General features: G+C 67.3%; 18 protein-coding genes. 3 read left to right on the plus strand and 15 right to left on the minus strand.

Annotated features, from left to right (window positions below):
• Positions 1-8: 8 nt before the first annotated feature.
• Entirely contained in the window at positions 9-3980 is a 3972-nt protein-coding gene (locus ABIE04_RS03800) for a YhdP family protein (RefSeq protein ID WP_354547251.1), read from the minus strand.
• A 36-nt stretch (positions 3981-4016) separates the two neighbouring features.
• Positions 4017-5495, minus strand: a complete 1479-nt coding sequence (gene rng, locus ABIE04_RS03805) for a ribonuclease G (RefSeq protein WP_354547252.1) — start codon at positions 5493-5495, stop codon at positions 4017-4019.
• Positions 5496-5650: 155 nt separating this feature from the next.
• Here rng and ABIE04_RS03810 point away from each other — a divergent pair, with 155 nt between their 5' ends.
• Together ABIE04_RS03810 and ABIE04_RS03815 are read left to right on the plus strand one after the other, a co-directional pair.
• A complete protein-coding gene (locus ABIE04_RS03810) occupies positions 5651-6355 on the plus strand; it encodes an ATP-binding protein (RefSeq protein WP_354547253.1) in 705 nt (234 codons plus the stop codon).
• Complete coding sequence (locus ABIE04_RS03815; protein WP_354547254.1) at positions 6339-6860, plus strand: mismatch-specific DNA-glycosylase; 522 nt, start codon at positions 6339-6341, stop codon at positions 6858-6860. Before ABIE04_RS03810 ends, ABIE04_RS03815 begins: the two co-directional genes overlap by 17 nt.
• An 11-nt stretch (positions 6861-6871) precedes the next feature.
• On the opposite strand, the gene ABIE04_RS03820 is transcribed toward ABIE04_RS03815, so the two are convergent.
• Together ABIE04_RS03820 and ABIE04_RS03825 are read right to left on the minus strand one after the other, a co-directional pair.
• A complete protein-coding gene (locus ABIE04_RS03820) occupies positions 6872-8161 on the minus strand; it encodes a cytochrome c (protein ID WP_354547255.1) in 1290 nt (429 codons plus the stop codon).
• Entirely contained in the window at positions 8158-8919 is a 762-nt protein-coding gene (locus ABIE04_RS03825; protein WP_354547256.1) for a c-type cytochrome, read from the minus strand. Before ABIE04_RS03825 ends, ABIE04_RS03820 begins: the two co-directional genes overlap by 4 nt.
• A 99-nt stretch (positions 8920-9018) precedes the next feature.
• Here ABIE04_RS03825 and ABIE04_RS03830 point away from each other — a divergent pair, with 99 nt between their 5' ends.
• The gene (locus tag ABIE04_RS03830) at positions 9019-10632 is read left to right on the plus strand and encodes an amidase (protein ID WP_354547257.1); all 1614 of its coding nucleotides are present in this window, start codon (positions 9019-9021) and stop codon (positions 10630-10632) included.
• 63 nt (positions 10633-10695) lie between these two features.
• Here the strand turns inward: ABIE04_RS03830 and ABIE04_RS03835 are convergent, their stop codons facing one another.
• From ABIE04_RS03835 to rpsE, 11 genes are all read right to left on the minus strand, one after another.
• The gene (locus ABIE04_RS03835; RefSeq protein WP_354547258.1) at positions 10696-12066 is read right to left on the minus strand and encodes a class II 3-deoxy-7-phosphoheptulonate synthase; all 1371 of its coding nucleotides are present in this window, start codon (positions 12064-12066) and stop codon (positions 10696-10698) included.
• A 19-nt stretch (positions 12067-12085) separates the two neighbouring features.
• A complete protein-coding gene (locus ABIE04_RS03840; protein ID WP_354547259.1) occupies positions 12086-12589 on the minus strand; it encodes a disulfide bond formation protein B in 504 nt (167 codons plus the stop codon).
• Positions 12590-12774: 185 nt separating this feature from the next.
• Complete coding sequence (rplQ, locus tag ABIE04_RS03845; protein ID WP_354547260.1) at positions 12775-13158, minus strand: 50S ribosomal protein L17; 384 nt, start codon at positions 13156-13158, stop codon at positions 12775-12777.
• Positions 13159-13364: 206 nt separating this feature from the next.
• Positions 13365-14363, minus strand: a complete 999-nt coding sequence (locus tag ABIE04_RS03850) for a DNA-directed RNA polymerase subunit alpha (protein WP_056714883.1) — start codon at positions 14361-14363, stop codon at positions 13365-13367.
• Between the two features lie 15 nt (positions 14364-14378).
• The gene (rpsD, locus tag ABIE04_RS03855) at positions 14379-15005 is read right to left on the minus strand and encodes a 30S ribosomal protein S4 (RefSeq protein ID WP_214556644.1); all 627 of its coding nucleotides are present in this window, start codon (positions 15003-15005) and stop codon (positions 14379-14381) included.
• Positions 15006-15016: 11 nt separating this feature from the next.
• On the minus strand, positions 15017-15403 hold the full coding sequence (gene rpsK, locus ABIE04_RS03860) for a 30S ribosomal protein S11 (protein WP_007513384.1): 387 nt from the start codon (positions 15401-15403) through the stop codon (positions 15017-15019).
• An 84-nt stretch (positions 15404-15487) separates the two neighbouring features.
• Positions 15488-15844: a 30S ribosomal protein S13 gene (rpsM, locus tag ABIE04_RS03865; RefSeq protein WP_056386816.1), complete on the minus strand. Its 357-nt coding sequence runs from the start codon at positions 15842-15844 to the stop codon at positions 15488-15490.
• 125 nt (positions 15845-15969) lie between these two features.
• A complete protein-coding gene (gene secY, locus ABIE04_RS03870) occupies positions 15970-17292 on the minus strand; it encodes a preprotein translocase subunit SecY (RefSeq protein ID WP_354547262.1) in 1323 nt (440 codons plus the stop codon).
• 4 nt (positions 17293-17296) lie between these two features.
• Positions 17297-17734, minus strand: coding sequence for a 50S ribosomal protein L15 (gene rplO, locus ABIE04_RS03875; RefSeq protein ID WP_436410370.1), 438 nt, complete (start codon positions 17732-17734; stop codon positions 17297-17299).
• A complete protein-coding gene (gene rpmD / locus ABIE04_RS03880) occupies positions 17734-17931 on the minus strand; it encodes a 50S ribosomal protein L30 (RefSeq protein ID WP_007513375.1) in 198 nt (65 codons plus the stop codon). Before rpmD ends, rplO begins: the two co-directional genes overlap by 1 nt.
• A complete protein-coding gene (gene rpsE, locus ABIE04_RS03885; protein WP_056387080.1) occupies positions 17924-18433 on the minus strand; it encodes a 30S ribosomal protein S5 in 510 nt (169 codons plus the stop codon). The genes rpmD and rpsE overlap by 8 nt, the downstream gene beginning before the upstream one ends.
• Between the last annotated feature and the right edge of the window lie 9 nt (positions 18434-18442).

Raw genomic sequence — 18442 nt, forward strand, 5'->3', positions numbered from 1 at the left:
CGCGCCGGTCAGCGCTGGACCGAGCCGGCCCTGGCCGGCGACGCGGCGCTGCCCGAGGCGGCCGGCAGACCGGGCACCTGCAGCGGCACGCTGCCGGCGGCAGGGACGTTGCCGACGGGATTGAGCAACGGCGCACTCGGCGGCGTGGCGCCGCGCTTCTCCACCAAGGTCATCACCGGGTTGTCCCAGCTGCCGGTGACCCGGTAGCGGGCACTGGCGGCCTGGTTCAGGCCCTTGCCGAGCAGGCCCTGCACGGCGAAGCCGGCCGCTGCGCCGATCGGGCCGCCGACCACCGCGCCGACCAGCGGCAGGCTGTTGCCGACATGCGGCACCACCAGCATCTGCTGGTCGTAGTCCTTCGCGCGCAGGCCGGTGCGGCCGGTGACGCTGATGTTTGCCGCCGAGCCGGCGATCACCAGGTTGTCGGTGGTGGCGTTGCCATTGGCCAGCTTGAAGTCGCCGGTGATCGAGTCGAACGCCAGCCCCTTGCCGAACACGTCGCCGAAATCCAGGGTGAGGCGGCGCGGCAGTTCGGTCAGCGAGACCAGGCCGAGCAACCGCCCCACGCCGGGCGACGCCGCCTCGGGAATGCGGCCGTCGTTGACCTGGATGCTGAGCGTGCCGTCCATGGTGGCCAGCGACAGTCCGCTGGGCGCACCGGGCCAGCTGGCGTCGAGCTGGTCGCGCGTCTTGCCGCCGTTGACCAGCCCGTCGAAACCGAGCGCGCCCAGCATCGCGCCGAGATCCTCGGCCGCGAAGTTGATCCGCATGTGGGTACGGCTGCTGCTGGCGTTGCCGTTCCAGTCGCCGCTGGCGTTGATCTGCACGCGGCTGGACAGCGCACGCAGTTGCTCGATGTGCAGGCCGTCCGCCGTCGGCCAGGTTTCCAGGCGCGCTTCGCCGAGCTTCGCGTCGCCCATGCGCAGATCACCCACCCACACGTGGAACGGCGGCAGCGCCGCCGGGTTGATCCCGGTGTTGGCCGGATCGCGCGCCGGCACCGCCGGTGTCGCGGCTGCCGGCACCGCGGCGCCGGCAGCGGCTTTCGCCGGGTGGCTGGCGGCTTCGGCGGTGGGATCCTTCGGCCAGTACAGCCGCTTCAGCCGCGCAGTGACGCCGCGCTTGTCCAGTTCCTTCGTCGGCATGCTGTAGTTGCCGAGCATCGCCGGGCCATCCACGTCCACGCTGAGCACGTCCGGCTGCAGCGTGGCATGCAGCTTCAGCGCGCCCAGCTCGCGGCCGAACCATTCGGCCTGGTCGGTGCTGACGTCGAGGCTCTCCAGCCCCGGCCCGCCGCTGCCGCTGCCGGCCACCGCGCGCTGTACCCAGCCGGTGACGTCGAGCCGGCTGGCGTGGCCGCGGATGCGCAGGTCGCGATCCGGCAAGGTTTCGGGCATCTGGCCGCCGAACGCCAGGGTGCCCGCCAACGGCCGCTGCCCACCGTCGGCCAGGCGCAGGTAGCCGCGCATCGCATCGCCCAGGCTGATCCGCAGCGCGCTGCCGCTGACCGGCAGGCTCATGGTCAGGTGCAGCGGCAGGCTGGTGCTGGCCGGCTTGTGCAGCGGCGCCGGCAGGTCCAGCGCGATCCCGTCCAGCGACGAATCCACGCTGAGGGTCTGCGCCAGCGCATCGCTGCCCGGCACATGCGTGATGGCAAAGCCGATGTCGAACGCGCTGCGTCCGTCGGCCAGTTGGCCGATCCATCCCAGCGACGGATAGTCCTGCACCAGCTCGGCCATGCGGTAGTTGCCGCGCAGCTGCGCCGACAGCACGGTGGCCGGGTCGCGGTTGGCCGCCGCGATCGCCAGTTGCAGGGTCGACGGCTGGCCGCGGAAACCGGCGTCCAGCGGGCCGGCCTGCATGCCGTGCGCATCGAATTTCAGCGGGCCGTTGAGCTTGTCCAGCTGGAGGTTCCATTCCGGCGCGCTGAGGTCGGCGTCCTTCAGCTGGGCCTGGCCGTCCAGCTGTGGCTCCCCGCCCGCCTTCAGCGGCAGCGCCAGGTGGAAGTCGAACGTGCCGCTGCCGCCCAGCTTCAGCTTGGCCAGGGTGTCGGCCTCGCGGCTGCCGATCGGGCTCTTGCGCACGAATTCCATCAGGCTGGCGCCGCTGCCGCTGCCCTGCACGTTGAGGTCGAGCAGCGCGTCGTGGAAGTCCGGGATCACGGCGACCGCCCGCTCCGCCTTCACCCCGAGCGAGTGCCCGTCGCTGGCTTCGACCAGCATGCCGTTGTTGATGAAGTTGGCCACCGCGCTGACACCTTCGGCGCGCGGCCAGCCCTTGCCGTAGTCGAGGGTGAGGTCGCTGATCACCGCGCGCGCCTCGAAGCGCCCTTCGTTGTGCCGGAACGGCCAGTCGCGCAGGTCGCCGCGCACCAGCACCTGCGCTTCGTCGAGGCGGCCCGCCTGCAGGCCGCGATCGAGCCAGGCGATGGTACCGGGCGACATCGACCCCAGCGGCCAGAACAGCTTGGCGGCAGCCACCTCGGCATGATCCAGCTTCGCGTACATGTCCATGAACGGGGCGCCGCCCTGCGCCGGCAGGACCAGCTCGCCGCGGGCCTGGCCGGCATAGCCGGCGCCGGCGAAATCCAGCGCGTCGACGCCGATGTGCCAGTCGCCGTCCTGCGGCCAGAACGCCAGCGTGCCGGCCAGCGTCGACATCACGAACGGCTCGCGGAACTCATGCGGAAAACTCAGCGTGGTGGCCTGCGCCGGCAATTCCAGCGACAGCGCCTCGGCATCGCCGCGCAACTCGCCGTGCAGGCTGCTCACGCCCGGCAGCTTGCCCACCGGGTCGATGCCCAGGCCATTGAACGCCAGGTCGACCGAATGCAGTCCCTCGGCATGATTCCAGTGCAACGCGAGCCGGTCCAGTTCGCCGCGCGGATGGCCGCTGCCCAGCCACTGAGCCAGTGCCGGCTTCAGCGCCGGCTTCAGGGCGAGCCACGGCAGCAGCGGCGCCAGCTGCAGCTTGCGCGCGGCGACGTCCACGCTGGCATTGTCGGTGCCGGGCTGGTGCAGGCCCAGCACCAGCGCGCTACCGTCGTCGCCGGCCCAGCGCACGTCGTAGCCATCACCCTCGCCGACATGGCGCACGCCGGCCAACCCATGCAGCGACGCCACGCTGGCCCTGCCGCCGGCGGGCGCGATCACCGCCAGCGTATCCAGGTCGAAACGGATCAGGCTGCGGCTCAGCCGGCCCTTGCGCCAGTCGAGCCACGCGCTCAGCTGGCCGCGGCCGTGGTCGACCGTGTAGCCGCCCATATCAATGCCGTCCAGCAACGGCTTCAGTTCGGTGCCATCGACGCTGGCCCATACCTGACCCGTGCTGCCGTCGTCGCGGAAGCGGCCGGCGGTGCGCACCGCCGCGCTCACGCCGTCGCGCCGCAGCACGCCGCCGAAGCGGATATGGTTGCCCTGGTGGCTCAGCCGCAGCTGTTTCGAGAGCAGCGTGTAGTGCTTGTCCAGGGTGGCGTCGGTGACCACCACGCGCAGGTCCTCCAACCACAGGTCCGCCGACAACCGGCCCAGCGACAGCGGCTGCCGGCCGCTGCCGCCGGCCACGCCGATGCCGTTGACGTGCCAGCCGTGGGCGTCGTGCAGCAGGTCCAGTTGCAGGTTGCGCACGTGCAGGTTGAGCAGGTGCCGCGACGGCAGCAGCCAGCCGCCGAAGTCGAGCTTCAGTTCCGATTCGGGCAGCTGCAGCACGGCGCCGCTCTCGCCGGCCGCCCCGATGGTCACCCCGTGCATCACGAACTCCGGGCCGGAGCCGGTCCAGCGCCCCTCCATCGAGGCAAAGCTGACCGGGCGCTGCAGCCGCGCACTGAGTTGTGCGGCCACCCAGTCCGGGTGCCGCGCCAGCAGCGGCAGCAGCAACTGGGCCAGCGCCGCGACGACGGCAAGCAGGATCAGCGCGACCCCGGCGGTCCAGCCCGACGCGCGGGCGCAACGATGCAGCCGTCGCTGCCACAACGCGTTCACGCGCGGCGATCCCACGCGGAGTTGTAGCGGCCGGTTTTACAGTAAGACGACATCAAACTGTTCCTGCGAATAATGCTCTTCGGCCTGGAAGCGTATGCTCTTGGAGATGAACTCTTCCAGTTCGGCCACCGCGCTGGATTCTTCTTCCAGGATCCGGTTCACCACGGCGGGGTTCGCCATCACCAGCAGCTTCTGCGCGTTGAACTGGCGCACCGCGCGGGTGATCTCGCGGAAGATCTCGTAGGTCACCGTTTCGGCGGTCTTCAGCACGCCGCGGCCGTTGCAGGTGGGGCACGGCTCGCACAGCTGGCGGGCCAGGCTCTCGGTGGTGCGCTTGCGGGTCATCTCGACCAGGCCCAGCGCCGACATCGGGTACACCGTGGTCTTGGCGTGGTCGCGTGCCAGTCCCTTGCCGAGCATGCGCAACACCTGGCGCTTGTGCTCCTCATCGCTCATGTCGATGAAGTCGATGATGATGATGCCACCCAGATTGCGCAGGCGCAGCTGGCGCGCCGCCGCCTGCGCCGCCTCGAGGTTGGTGCGGTAGACGGTTTCCTCCAGGTTGCGCGTGCCCAGGTAGGCGCCGGTATTGACGTCGATCGTGGTCATCGCCTCGGTCTGATCGACGATCAGGTAGCCGCCGGACTTCAGCGGCACCTCCTTCTTCAGCGCGCGCTGCATCTCGTCCTCGACGCCGTACAGGTCGAAGATCGGCCGCTCGCCGTCGTAGTGCTCGATGCGGTCGTCCAGGTTCGGCATGAACTTGTGCACGAACTTGACCACCTTCTCGAACGTGGCGTGCGAATCCACCCGCACCTTCTCGATGTCCTCGTTGAGCATGTCGCGCAGGCTGCGCAGCGGCAGCGACAATTCCTCGTACACGCGCTCGCCGACCCTGGCCTTGGCGATGTTCTCCTGCACCACCCGCCACACCTTGCTCAGATAAGTCACGTCGAACGCCAGCGACTCGGCGCTCTGGCCCTCGGCATTGGTGCGCACGATGTAGCCCAGCGGGGTGTCGCCGATCAGCGGAGTCAGCACGTCGCGCAGCCGCTGGCGTTCGGTCTCGTCCTCGATCCGCGCGGAAATGCCCAGGGTCCGGGCATACGGCAGCAGCACCAGGTAGCGCGAGGGAATCGACAGGTGCGCCGACAGCCGCGCGCCCTTGGTGCTGATCGGGTCCTTCACCACCTGCACCACGATTTCCTGGCCTTCGTGCACCAGTTCGCTGATCGAGGGCACGTGGCCATTGCCGTTGCCGTTCGATTCGGCGCCTTCGGGCGGCAGCGGGCGCACGATGTCCGAGGCGTGCAGGAACGCCGCGCGCTCCAGCCCGATCTCCACGAACACCGCCTGCATGCCCGGCATCACCCGCTGCACGCGGCCCTTGTAGATATTCCCGACATAGCCGCGCCGGGATGCCCGCTCGACGTGCACCTCCTGCAACATGCCGTTCTCGACCACCCCGACCCGCGTCTCGCGCGGGGTCACGTTGATCAGGATTTCTTCGCTCACCGCATACTCCCCCGGACAGATGATCTTTATAGCGGTGCGGCCACGGACTGTCGATGAACCACGGCATGGAATCCGCATTACCGGGCCGGATAACGCAAAATGGACACTGGCGTGCGGCGTGCCGCCGCCCGACGAATCACCCTGGAGCTGAACGCATGACGACGCCCACGACGACGCCGACCCTGCTGGCCTGGAGCGGGGGCAAGGACTGCCTGTTGGCCTTGCAGCGGCTGCTGGCCGATCCGCTATGGCAGGTGGTCGGCCTGCTCACCACGGTCAACCGCAATTACCAGCGCGTGGCCATGCACGGCACGCCGCGCGAGGTGCTGCAGGCACAGGCCGCCGCGCTGGGCCTGCCGCTGCTGGAGGTGATGCTGGACTGGCCCGGCAGCAACGAGGCCTACGAGGCGGCCCATACGCAGGCGCTGGTCGAGGCGCGCATGCGCTGGCCGGGGATCCGCCACTGCGCGTTCGGCGACCTGTTCCTGGAGGACGTGCGCGACTACCGCGTGCGCCAGCTCGGCCGCGAGAACTGGCGCGCGGTGTTCCCGCTGTGGGGCGAGGACACCGCCGCGCTGGCGCGCCGCTTCGTCGGCGAAGGCCATCGCGCGGTGCTGTGCTGTGTGGACACCCAGCAGCTCGACGCGGAGTTTTGCGGCCGCGACTACGATGCCGCCCTGCTCGACGCGCTGCCGGCCGGCGTCGACCCCTGCGGCGAGCGCGGCGAATTCCACACGCTGAGCTACGCCGGGCCGCTGTTCCGCCGGCCGCTCAAGTTGCGCCGCGGCGAATCGGTGCTGCGCGACGGGCGTTTCCAGTTCACCGATTTCCTGCTGGACGCGCATGCCGCGGCGGACTGAGCGCCACATTCTGCCCGACCTGCTGCAGCCCGGGCTGGCGCTGGTGTTCTGCGGCACCGCCGCGGGTAGGCGCTCGGCGGCCGAGCGCGCCTACTACGCCCATCCCGGCAACCTGTTCTGGCGCGCGCTGTTCGAGGCCGGGCTGACCCCGCGCCTGCTGATGCCGGCGGAATTCCCGCAACTGCCCCGCTACGGCATCGGCCTCACCGACCTGGCCAAGCGCCACGCCGGCAACGACGACGAGCTGCCGCGCGACGCGTTCGACGCGCCCGCGTTGATCGCCAAGATCGAGCGCCATGCCCCGCGCCTGCTCGCCTTCACCAGCAAGAACGCGGCTCGCGCCGCGCTCGGTCACGCGGTCGGCTACGGGCTGCTGGACGAAACCATCGGCGGCACGCGGCTGTTCGTGCTGCCGTCGCCCTCCGGCCAGGCGCGCGGCCACTGGGACCTGGCGCCGTGGCTGGCATTGAGCGAGCTGTACCGCGCCATCCACGCCGCCCGGTAGGGCCAGCGGCTTCACTCGACCGGCGTGTGCCGGTATTTGCTGACACCCTCGGCGCGCACGATCGAGGCCTGGTTCGACCACGTGCGCCGGATGTAGGTGACCACCGCCGCGACCTCGCCGTCACTCAGCTGCTGCGCGAACGGCGGCATCGAGTACGGTCGCTGGTTCGCCGCGGTGACCGGCGCGAAGCCGCCGAGCAGGACCATGCGGGTCGCGTTGATGCCGGTCGGTTCGGTCACCGAGGAATTGCCGTCCAGCGGCGGATAGACTCCCGCAACGCCCTCGCCGCGCTTGCCATGGCACTCGGCGCAGTGTTTCGCGTAAACCTTCCCGCCCTGTTCGGTCAGCGCCCTGGTGTCGAACGGCGAACTCGGCTCGGCCAGAGGAGTCCTCGGCGGCAGCGACTGCAGATAGGTGGCGATCGCGCGCAGGTCGGCGTCGCTCATGTGCTGTGTGCTGTCCGACACCACCGTGGCCATCGGGCCGAACGCCGTGCCCCTGGCGGACTGGCCGGTCTTCAGCAGGTCGACGATGTCCTGCGCGCTCCAGCCCTCCAGGCCACCGTTCTTCCGGGTGCTCAGGTCGGGCGCGTACCAGTTCTGCATCGGGATCTGGCCGCCGGTGAGGTGCACGTCCTGCGGCGTACCGCCGAGCGAGTCGCGCGCCGCATGGCATTCGTTGCAGTGGCCCAGGCCCTGCACCAGGTAGGCACCGCGGTTCCACTCGGCCGACTGCGCCGGATCAGGCTTGAACTCGCCTTCGCGGAAGTACAGCGTGCGCCAGGCCTTCAGGCTGTTGCGCACGCTGTATGGGAACGCCAGCGCCGGCGCGACGGCCGGCTGGTGCACCGGCGCCAGCGACTGCAAGTAGGCGAAGATCGCCAGCGCATCGTCGTGACTGACCTTGGTGTACGAGGTGTAGGAAAATGCCGGATACAGCAATTCGCCATGACGGCCCTTGCCGCTGTGCAGCGCCTGCCAGAAGTCCTCGAAGCTCCAGTCGCCCAGGCCGGTCTCGCGATCGGGCGTGATGTTGGGCACCGGGATATCGCCGAACGGCGTGGGCAGTGCACGCCCGCCGGCGTAGCGTGCACCGCCCTGCGCGGTGTGGCAGCCGGCGCAGTCGCCGATGGTGGCCAGGTATTCGCCCTTCGCGATCAGCACCGGATCGCGCAAGGCGGTCGCCGCGACCTTGCTCGCGGCCTGCGGCGTCGGCCGGCTGCCGCCGCCGAACAACACCCAACCCAGCGCCAGCACCAGCAGCAGCGCGATCAGCAGCAACAGCCAACGCAGCCATTTCATGACGGGTCTCCTGTCGCGCCCAGTACGCCGCACGGCATGGGCGGCGTCACCGAGCCCACCGGTTGCGCATGCGTATCGGCCGGCAACTCGCGGCTGGCCAGCGCCGCCGCCACCGCGGTGATGTCCGACTCACTCAGCCGATTCGCCACCGTCGCCATGCAGTCGGGCGCCACCGTGGCTCGGGTATGCGTACGCCAGGAACCCAATTGCGCGCTGATGTAGTCGTACGGCAGGCCGACCAGGCCCGGCGTGGACGGCTGCACCCCGGTCAGCTGGCTGCCGTGGCAGCTGGCGCAGGCCGGAATCTTGCGCACCGGGTCACCCTTGCTGACCAGTTGCTCGCCACGTTGCAGCGCTGCTGCAGACACCGGCGGCAACGGCGAACGGCTGTACGGCACCTGCTGCGCGGCGAAGTATTCGGCGATCTCCCGCATGTACGCGGGCGGCAACTGGCGCACGGTGTATTCCATCGGCGCGTACTTGCGCAGGCCGTTCTGGAAATCCTGCATCTGGCGCGCCAGATAGGCTGCCGGCTTGCCGGCGAGGCGCGGAAAATAACCGCTGCCGGGCGTGCCTTCGCCATGCACGCCATGGCAGGCGGTACAGGCGGCGATGCGCTGCTGCAAGGTGTCGGGGATCGCGGGGGCGGTCGTCGGAGTATCGGCAGCGTGGCTGGCGGTGCCGCACAACAGGGCGACCGCGAACAGGAAGGCGACACCGAACGGCTTGGCATGACGCAGGCTGGCGTTCGTATTCATCCGGCGATTGTACGCCCGCGACCGCAGCACCCATGCCGGACCGGCGCTAAGCTGGCGCGACGCGACAACATGCCGCATTCGCCGAAACCGGGGGTTACCGTGAACCGTTCAGCCGTCCATCTCGCCGCACTCGTCACTGCCTTGCTTGCCGGTCCTGCGCTGGCCGCCGAGACCACGCCACCAAGTGTCGCCTACGCGTCCATCGGCCAGCTGCAGCAGCGCATGGACGCCGGCACGCTGGACAGCCGCCAGCTGACGCAGGAGTTGCTCGAACGCATCCAGCGGATCGATCGTTCCGGCCCGACCCTGCGCGCGGTGATCGAGACGAATCCCGACGCGCTGCAGCTGGCCGGCACGCTCGACGACGCACGCGGCAGCGCCAAGGCGCGTGGCCCGCTGTACGGCATCCCGGTGCTGCTTAAGGACAACATCGACACCGGCGACCGCATGCTCACCACCGCCGGTTCGCTGGCGCTGGCCGATGCGCCGGCGCCGCGCGACGCGGGACTGGTCGAACGGCTGCGCAAGGCCGGTGCGCTGGTTCTGGGCAAGACCAACCTCAGCGAATGGGCCAACTTCCGCTCCAACCACGCCAGCAGCGGGTGGAGCGGGCGCGGCGGGCAAACGAAGAATCCCTACGTGCTCGACCGCAACCCCTGCGGCTCCAGCGCCGGCTCCGCCGCCGCGGTAGCGGCAGGCCTGGCCACGGTGGCGATCGGCAGCGAGACCGACGGTTCGATCATCTGCCCCGCCGCGATGAACGGCATCGTCGGCATCAAGCCCTCCCTGGGCCTGGTCAGCCGCAGCGGCATCGTGCCGATCAGTCACAGCCAGGACACCGCCGGCCCGATGGCGCGCAATGTGGCCGATGCCGCCGCCCTGCTCAGCGTGATCGCCGGCAGCGACCCGCGTGACCCGGCCACCGCCGAAGCGGACAGGCACGCCACCGACTACACGAAGTTCCTCGACCCCAACGGACTGAAGGGCAAACGCATCGGCGTGGTACGCCAGCTCGCCGGCGCCGAACCGAACGCCGACCGCGTGCTCGAGCAGTCGATCGCGCTGATGAAGGCGCAAGGCGCGATCATCGTCGATCCGGTCGTGCTGCCGCACCTGGCCGAACTCGGCAAGCCGGAGATCACCGTGTTGCTGTACGACTTCAAGCACGACATCAACGCCTACCTGGCCAGCCGCAGCGGCCTCAAGGTGAAGACGCTGGCCGACCTGATCGCGTTCAACCAGGCGCATGCCGGCGAAGAGATGCCCTGGTTCGGCCAGGAGCTGTTCGAGCAGGCCGAAAAGAAGGGACCGCTCAGCGACAAGGCGTACACGGAGGCGCTGGCGCAGGCGAAGCGGCTGTCCGGTCCGCAGGGCATCGATGCTGCGTTGAAGGCACAGCACCTGGACGCCTTGCTGGCGCCGTCGTGGGGGCCGGCCTTCATGACCGACCCGGTGCTCGGCGACCACATCGTCAGCGGCGACCCTACCGTGGGCGGCGCCTCGCAGCCGGCGGCCGTGGCCGGCTATCCCTCGATCACCGTGCCGGCCGGTTTCGCCCACGGCCTGCCGGTCGGCATCGTGCTGTTCGGCGCGAAGTGGAGCGAGCCGACGCTGATCTCGATCGCCTACGGTTTCGAGCAACACGCGAAGGCATGGCAGCCGCCGCAGTTTCTCGACACGGTCGGCGGCAGGCCCGTGGCAGCCACTCGCTGAGGCTCCAGCAAAAAGGCGGCCAATGGCCGCCTTTTCATTGCGCGTTCGCAGGATCCGGCGTGATCAAACCCGGCCGCTGGCCGACTTGCGCACGATCAGCATCGCCAGCTCCAGCGACTGTTCGTAGTTCAGGCGCGGATCGACCATCGACTTGTAGGCGCGGTCGAGGTCGCTCTCGGACAAGTCGCGGGCGCCGCCCATGCATTCGGTGACATCCTCGCCGGTGAGTTCCAGGTGCACGCCGCCGAGCCGGGTGCCCGCCGCCGCATGGATGTCGAACGCCTGTTCCAGCTCGCCGCGGATGTTGTCGAAGCGACGGGTCTTGTGGCCGTTCGAGGTGCTTTCGGTGTTGCCGTGCATCGGATCGGCCACCCACAGCACACGCCGGCCCTCGCGCTTCACCGCCTCCAGCAGCGGCGGCAACGCGGCAGCGATCTTCGCATGGCCCATGCGGTGGATCAGGGTCAGCCGGCCCGGCTCGTCATCCGGGTTCAGCGCATCGATCAGCGGCAGGAGTTGCGCGGGTGTCACCGAGGGGCCCACTTTCACCGCGACCGGATTGCGGATGCCGCGGAAATACTCCACGTGGGCACCGTCCAGCGCCGCGGTGCGCATGCCGATCCACGGGAAGTGGGTGGACAGGTTGAACCAGCCGGGATGGCGCGGCACCTGGCGGGTCAGCGCCTGCTCGTAGTGCAGCAGCAGCGCCTCGTGCGAGGTGAAGAAATCCACCTTGGAGAACCCGGCGATCGGGCCGGCCAGTGTTTCCATGAAGCGCAGCGAGTCGCCGATGCCCGCGACCATCTGGCGGTACTCGGCGGCCAGCGGCGAGTGCTCGACCCAGGCCAGGTCCCAGTATTCCGGGTGATGCAGGTCGGCGAAGCCGCCGTCGATCAGCGCGCGCACGAAGTTCATCGTCAGCGCGGAATGCGCATGCGCCTGGATCAGCCGTTGCGGATCGGGACGACGTGCCTCGGCGGTGAACGCCGGGCTGTTGACCACGTCGCCACGAAAGCTCGGCAGGGTCACGCCATCGCGGGTCTCGGTGTCGGTCGAGCGCGGTTTCGCATACTGCCCGGCGAAACGGCCCACCCGCAGCACCGGCTTCTTCAGCCCGTGCACCAGCACCAGGCTCATCTGCAGCAGCACCTTCAGCCGGTTGGAGATCACCGGGCTGGTGCAGTCGGCGAAGCTTTCCGCGCAGTCGCCGCCTTGCAGCAGGAAACGCCCGCCTTCCTGCGCCTCGGCCAACGCCTGCTTCAACGCCAGCACCTCCCACGAGGTTACCAGCGGCGGCAACTGCGCAAGATGCACGCCGGCCCGGGCCAGCTCGGCCGCATCGTCGTAATGCGGCTGCTGCAGCGCCACGCGCTGCTGCCAGGAATCCGGGGTCCAGTCACGGGGCGTGAACACGTTCGGCGCAGCAGGATTCATCGCACAGCCTTGGCAATACTCACTTCGATGCAGCCCGGCGCCGCGCGGCCAAGACCGCCAACGCACCCAGCGCGATGAACCACAGCAGGCTCCAGGCCGGCATCGGCAGGCCGAGGATCGGCTCGACCTTGGCGCATTCGCCGGAGCCGGTGAATACCAGCTTCAGCAGCTTCGACAGCGGAAACGCATCCAGCATGTAGCCCAGCCCGGGACCACAGGAAGGCACCTGGTCGGCCGGCAGGCTCTGCAGCCACAGGTGGCGGCCGGCGGTGACGATGCCGCCCACGGCCCCCGCCAGCACCAACCCCGCGTAGGCCCAGCGGCCGTTGCCGCGCGGCGCATGCAGCCCGCCCAGCAGGAAGAACAGCGCCATGAACAGGAACGCGATGCGCTGGAAGACGCACAGCGGGCACGGCGTCATGCCCAGCCCGTATTCGGCATACAGCGCAAAGCCGAGCAGGCCTGCGCAGATCAGGAAACCGACGAGAAAACTGACACGGTACGACCAGCGGAATGGATTCATGGCGGATTGTTGCGTTGCGGAACAATGACCTTACCTGTTCGCCGGGGCGCTGTCAGCAGGCTTGCAGCCTCCCGGGGAAAATATCCGGCTCCTTGAGGCCCACATGCACGAAACCCGGCAGGTCGCCCGGCCGGGTTTCGTGTTTGGACGTCTGAACGCCGGCCTGAACGGCCACGCCGATCGGCTTACTCGGCGTCGACAGCTTCGACCTGCGGGCGACCGACCAGCTCGACATACGCCATCGGCGCATTGTCGCCCGGGCGGAAGCCGCACTTCAGGATGCGCAGGTAGCCGCCGGGGCGCTCCTTGTAGCGCGGGCCCAGCTCGACGAACAGCTTGCCGACCGCTTCCTTGTCGCGCAGGCGCGAGAAGGCGAGGCGGCGGTTGGCCACGCCGTCGGTCTTGGCCAGCGTGATCAGCGGCTCGGCCACGCGGCGAAGTTCCTTCGCCTTGGGCAGGGTGGTGCGGATCAGCTCGTGCTTGATCAGCGAAGACGCCATGTTCTTGAACATGGCTTCGCGGTGCGAACTGGTACGGTTGAGTTTGCGTCCGGATTTTTGGTGGCGCATGGCTAGTTCTCTATCTGTTGTTATGAAAAGCCGGCGCTCAGGTCCGGCTTCCCGCGGTTACCCGCTATTACGAGCCCTCTAAAAACGGGCTCTTATGAGAAGTGCGGCCATGGATGGCCGCTTCTGGCGCCTGGCGAGAGAGCTAAGCCCAAACTCGCCAGTTCGCCGGCAACACTGCGATCATGGACGATCGCAAAAATGACTCATCAACCCAGCTGCATGCCGTGGGACAGGCCCGGCGGCGGCCAGTTCTCGAGCTTCATGCCCAGTGCGAGACCACGACCGCCCAGCACGTCCTTGATTTCGGTCAGCGACTTCTTGCCCAGGTTCGGGGTCTTCAGCAGCTCGACCTCGGTCTTCTGCACCAGGTCGCCGATGTAGTAGATGCTCTCGGCCTTCAGGCAGTTTGCCGAACGCACGGTGAGCTCCAGATCGTCGATCGGACGCAGCAGCAACGGATCGAAACCGCTCTTCTCCGCCTTGTCGGTGGCGCTCTCGCGACGCGAGAAGTCGCCGAACACCGACAGCTGGTCGTTGATGATCTCGGCGGCCTTGCGGACCGCGTCTTCAGCGCCGATCGTGCCGTTGGTCTCGATGTCCAGCACCAGCTTGTCGAGGTTGGTGCGCTGCTCGACGCGAGCGGCGTCCACTTCGTAGGCCACACGCAGCACCGGCGCGAACGACGCGTCCAGCTGCAGGCGGCCGATCGGACGTGCCTCGTCATCCGGATGCTGGCGCGTGCTGGCCGGCTGGTAGCCGACGCCGCGACGCACCTTCAAACGCATGTTGAGTGCGATGTCCTTGGTCAGGTGGCAGATCACGTGCTCGGGGTTGATGATCTCCACCGAGTGGTCGACGACGATGTCACCGGCCGTGACCACGCCCTTGCCCTTCTTGGACAGGGTCAGGGTGACTTCATCACCCGTATGCTGACGAATCGCCACGTCCTTGAGGTTGAGCAGGACTTCGATGACGTCCTCCTGCAGGCCTTCCAGGGTGGTGTATTCGTGCAGCACGCCATCGATTTCGACCTCGACGATGGCACTGCCAGGGATCGAGGAGAGCAGCACGCGGCGCAGCGCGTTGCCCAGGGTGTGGCCGAAGCCACGCTCGAGCGGCTCGACCACCACCTTGGCGCGGTTGGCTCCGAGCTGTTCGACGCTGAGGCCACGAGGCCGCAGCACGCTAGTTGACGAAACTGCCATGCAGAGCTCCGGTAATTACTTCGAGTAAAGCTCGATGATCAATGCTTCATTGATGTCGGACGGCAGATCACCGCGATCCGGCACCGACTTGAACGTACCTTCAAATTTCTTGGCGTCGACCTCGACCCAGACCGGACGCAGGTCCATGGTGTCGAACACGGTCGCCGCTTCCTGCACGCGCAGCTGGCTGCGGGCACGCTCGGTCAGCGCGATCGCGTCGCCCGGACGGACCTGGTAGGAAGGAATGTTCACCTTCTTGCCGTTCACCAGGATCGCCTTGTGGGCGACCAGCTGGCGGGCCTGGGCGCGGGTCACCGCGAAGCCCATGCGATAGACGACATTGTCCAGGCGGCTTTCGAGCAGGCGCAGCAGGTTCTCACCGGTGTTGCCCTTGAGGGTCGACGCCTTGGTGTAGTAGTTGCTGAACTGGCGCTCGAGCACGCCGTAGATGCGCTTGACCTTCTGCTTTTCACGCAGCTGCACGGCATAGTCGGACATGCGCATGCGCTTGTTCGCACCATGCTGGCCGGGCTTGTTTTCCAGCTTGCACTTGGAGTCCAGCGCGCGCGCCGGGCTCTTCAGGCTGAGATCTGCACCCTCACGACGGGCGAGTTTGCAGGTAGCTCCACGATAACGGGCCATGGGTATGCTCCTTAGACTCGACGCTTCTTGGGGGGACGGCAGCCGTTGTGCGGAATCGGCGTGACGTCGATGATGTTGAGCACCTTGTAGCCCAACGCATTCAGCGAACGCACCGCCGACTCGCGGCCCGGGCCGGGGCCCTTGATGCGTACTTCCACCGTCTTCACGCCGTAGTCGCCTGCCGCACGGCCAGCCTTTTCGGCGGCCACCTGGGCGGCGAACGGGGTCGACTTGCGCGAGCCACGGAAACCGGCGCCGCCGGCGGTAGCCCACGACAAGGCATTGCCCTGACGATCGGTAATGGTGACGATGGTGTTGTTGAAGGAGGCCTGCACGTGAGCCACGGCATCCGTGACAACGCGCTTGATCTTCTTCTTGGTCTTGACCGGCTTAGCCATGGTTTAGAGGCTCTTTGTTAATCAGTGCGGCCACGGACGGCCGCTTTTTGATCTTCGCGATCAGGGAAGATCGCACTGGTGCAATCACTTCTTGATCGCGCGACGGGGGCCCTTGCGGGTACGTGCGTTGGTACGTGTGCGCTGACCGCGCACCGGCAGGCCGCGACGGTGGCGCAGGCCACGGTAGCAACCCAGGTCCATCAGACGCTTGATGGCCATGCCCACCTCACGGCGCAGATCGCCTTCGACGGTGTACTTGGCGATCTCGTGGCGGATCTTCTCCACCTCGCCTTCACTGAGGGACTTGATCTGGGTGGTCGGAACCACGCCAGCATCCACGCAGACCTTCTTGGCCCGGCTGCGGCCGATACCGTAAATGCTCTGCAGACCAACCCAGACATGCTTCTGGACCGGCAAATTGACACCCGCGATGCGCGCCATGATGTACTTCTCCGATGCGTTTCGTGCGCGGTAAACGCGCAATTTTAACCTGAATTACCCTAACTGGAAAGCCCTGCGACACCGCGGTGCCGCCACTCCCCGACTTTGACCAACCGTCCGCAGCCTCAGCTGCGGCGGAGATTGGCCTTCTTGAGCAGACTTTCGTACTGGTGACTGACCAGGTGCGCCTGCACCTGAGACGTGAAATCCATCACCACCACCACCACGATCAGCAGCGACGTGCCACCGAAGTAAAACGGCACATGCCAGGCGTTCTGCATGAACGACGGCACCAGACACACCATCACCAGATACAGCGCACCGACACCGGTCAGGCGGGTCATCACTGCATCGATGTAACTGGCCGTGGCCTTGCCCGGACGGATGCCAGGGATCAGCGCACCCGACCGCTTGAGGTTGTCGGCCGTCTCATCGGCGTTGAACACGATCGCCGTGTAGAAGAAAGCAAAACCGATCACCAACACCGAAAACACTGTCTCGTACAACGGGTTGCCGGGGCTCAGCGCCTGGGTCAGATCCTGCAGCCAGCGCGACTGCTGGCCCGTGCTGAACCAACTCACCGCGGTCGCCGGAAACATCAGCAGACTCGAGGCGAAGATCGGCGGAATCACGCCCGACATGTTGATCTTCAACGGCAGGTTCGAGCTTTGGTTCATGTAGGCCTTCTGCCCACCGGAACGCCGCGCATAGTTCACCGTGATGCGCCGCTGGGCGCGCTCCATGAACACCACGAACGCCGTCACCGCCAGCGCCAGACCAAACACCATCAACAACTTGATCAGCGACAATTCACCGTTGCTGGCCATACCCAGGGTGTGCACCACCGCTCCCGGCAGGCCGGCGACGATACCGGCGAAGATCAGCAGCGAAATGCCGTTGCCGACACCGCGCTCGGTCATCTGTTCGCCCAGCCACATCAGGAACATCGTGCCGGCGGTAAGCCCGACCACGGACGAGAAGATGAAGCCGAAACCCGGCGTGTAGACCACCGGTGCGCCACCTGCTGCGACCTGTCCCTGCAATGCCACCGCGATACCGAACGACTGGAACGCCGCGAGTGCCACCGTGGCATAGCGCGTATACATCGTCATCTTGCGCTTGCCGGCCTCGCCTTCCTTGCGCAGGCTCTGCAGGCTCGGCACTACCGCGCCCATCATCTGGAACACGATCGACGCCGAGATGTACGGGATCACGCCGAGCGCGAACACCGAGAAGCGCTCCAGCGCACCACCCGAGAACATGTTGAACATGTCCATCAGACCGTTGCCGTTGACCAGGTTGGTCATCGCCTCCGGATTGACGCCCGGAACCGGAATGAACGAACCGAGCCGGAACACCACCAGCGCACCGATCACGAAGAAAATGCGCTGACGAAGCTCCGTCAGTTTGCCGAGCTTGCCGAGTGCGTTGCCCTGGGCTGCTGCCACCTGATTACTCCACGCTGCCGCCGGCAGCCTCGATGGCTGCCTTGGCGCCGGCGGTAGCCAGCAGACCAGACAACTTCACCGCGCGACCGATTTCACCCTTGAGGACGACCTTGACCCTCTTCGCGCGGCTGTTGATCAGGCCAGCCTGATGCAGCGCGACGACGTCGATCACGTCACCCTTGAGATTGGCCAGCTGATACAGGAACACTTCCTGGCTCTCGGCCTGCTTCTTCGAACGGAAGCCGACCTTCGGCAACCGGCGCTGCAGCGGCATCTGGCCGCCCTCGAAGCCGTACTTGTGGGTACCGCCCGCACGGGCATGCTGACCCTTGTGGCCGCGGCCGGCGGTCTTGCCCATGCCCGAACCGATGCCGCGACCGACGCGCAGGCGCGTCTTGTGGGAACCGGCAGCCGGCTTGATGTCATTGAGACGCATGATGATTACTCCTCGACCCGAACCAGGTAGTAGACCGTGTTGATCAGGCCACGGACCTGCGGGCTGTCCTTCAACTCACGGACGTCATCGATCTTGCCCAGACCTAGCGCCTTGACGCTAAGGCGGTGGCGTGCCTGCACGCCGCGCAGGCCCTTGACCAGGCGCACGCGCACGGTGGCGGCGGTTTCGTTCTTCTTAGCCATTGCCCAGCACCTCTTCCAGGGTCTTGCCACGCTTGGCGGCGATCTTCTTGGGCGAGGCAACCGCCTGCAGGCCCTTGATGGTGGCGCGCACCAGGTTGATCGGGTTGCGCGAACCGACCGCTTTGGCCAGCACGTTCTTCACGCCGACCACTTCCAGCACGGCACGCATGGCGCCACCGGCGATCACGCCGGTACCTTCCGAAGCGGGCTGCATGTAGACGCGGGCGGCACCATGATTCGCCTTCACGGCGTACCACAAGGTGCCGTTGTTCAGCTCGATGTTCACCATCTGGCGACGGGCGCGCTCCATGGCCTTGGAGATGGCCACCGGCACTTCGCGCGCCTTGCCATAGCCGAAGCCGACCTTGCCTTCGCCGTCACCGACCACGGTCAGTGCGGTGAAGCTCATCTGGCGGCCACCCTTGACGGTCTTGGCCACACGGTTGACGGCAATCAACTTTTCCAGCAGGCCGTCGGAATTTTCGCGATCGGTAGAAGACATGTTCTTTTC

This window comes from Rhodanobacter soli (assembly GCF_040548735.1).
GTDB classification, from domain to species: Bacteria; Pseudomonadota; Gammaproteobacteria; order Xanthomonadales; family Rhodanobacteraceae; genus Rhodanobacter; species Rhodanobacter soli_A.

Excerpts from the sequence above, each read along its gene's own strand:
- ABIE04_RS03850 (WP_056714883.1), bottom strand. The coding sequence starts at position 14,363 with ATGGCAGTTTCGTCAACTAGCGTGCTGCGGCCTCGTGGCCTCAGCGTC.
- rplQ (WP_354547260.1), bottom strand. The coding sequence starts at position 13,158 with ATGCGCCACCAAAAATCCGGACGCAAACTCAACCGTACCAGTTCGCAC.
- ABIE04_RS03815 (WP_354547254.1), top strand. The coding sequence starts at position 6,339 with ATGCCGCGGCGGACTGAGCGCCACATTCTGCCCGACCTGCTGCAGCCC.
- rpsE (WP_056387080.1), bottom strand. The coding sequence starts at position 18,433 with ATGTCTTCTACCGATCGCGAAAATTCCGACGGCCTGCTGGAAAAGTTG.
- rpsM (WP_056386816.1), bottom strand. The coding sequence starts at position 15,844 with ATGGCGCGCATCGCGGGTGTCAATTTGCCGGTCCAGAAGCATGTCTGG.
- ABIE04_RS03840 (WP_354547259.1), bottom strand. The coding sequence starts at position 12,589 with ATGAATCCATTCCGCTGGTCGTACCGTGTCAGTTTTCTCGTCGGTTTC.
- ABIE04_RS03810 (WP_354547253.1), top strand. The coding sequence starts at position 5,651 with ATGACGACGCCCACGACGACGCCGACCCTGCTGGCCTGGAGCGGGGGC.
- ABIE04_RS03820 (WP_354547255.1), bottom strand. The coding sequence starts at position 8,161 with ATGAAATGGCTGCGTTGGCTGTTGCTGCTGATCGCGCTGCTGCTGGTG.
- rpsK (WP_007513384.1), bottom strand. The coding sequence starts at position 15,403 with ATGGCTAAGCCGGTCAAGACCAAGAAGAAGATCAAGCGCGTTGTCACG.
- ABIE04_RS03825 (WP_354547256.1), bottom strand. The coding sequence starts at position 8,919 with ATGAATACGAACGCCAGCCTGCGTCATGCCAAGCCGTTCGGTGTCGCC.
- rpmD (WP_007513375.1), bottom strand. The coding sequence starts at position 17,931 with ATGGCTAAGAAGAACGAAACCGCCGCCACCGTGCGCGTGCGCCTGGTC.
- rpsD (WP_214556644.1), bottom strand. The coding sequence starts at position 15,005 with ATGGCCCGTTATCGTGGAGCTACCTGCAAACTCGCCCGTCGTGAGGGT.
- ABIE04_RS03835 (WP_354547258.1), bottom strand. The coding sequence starts at position 12,066 with ATGAATCCTGCTGCGCCGAACGTGTTCACGCCCCGTGACTGGACCCCG.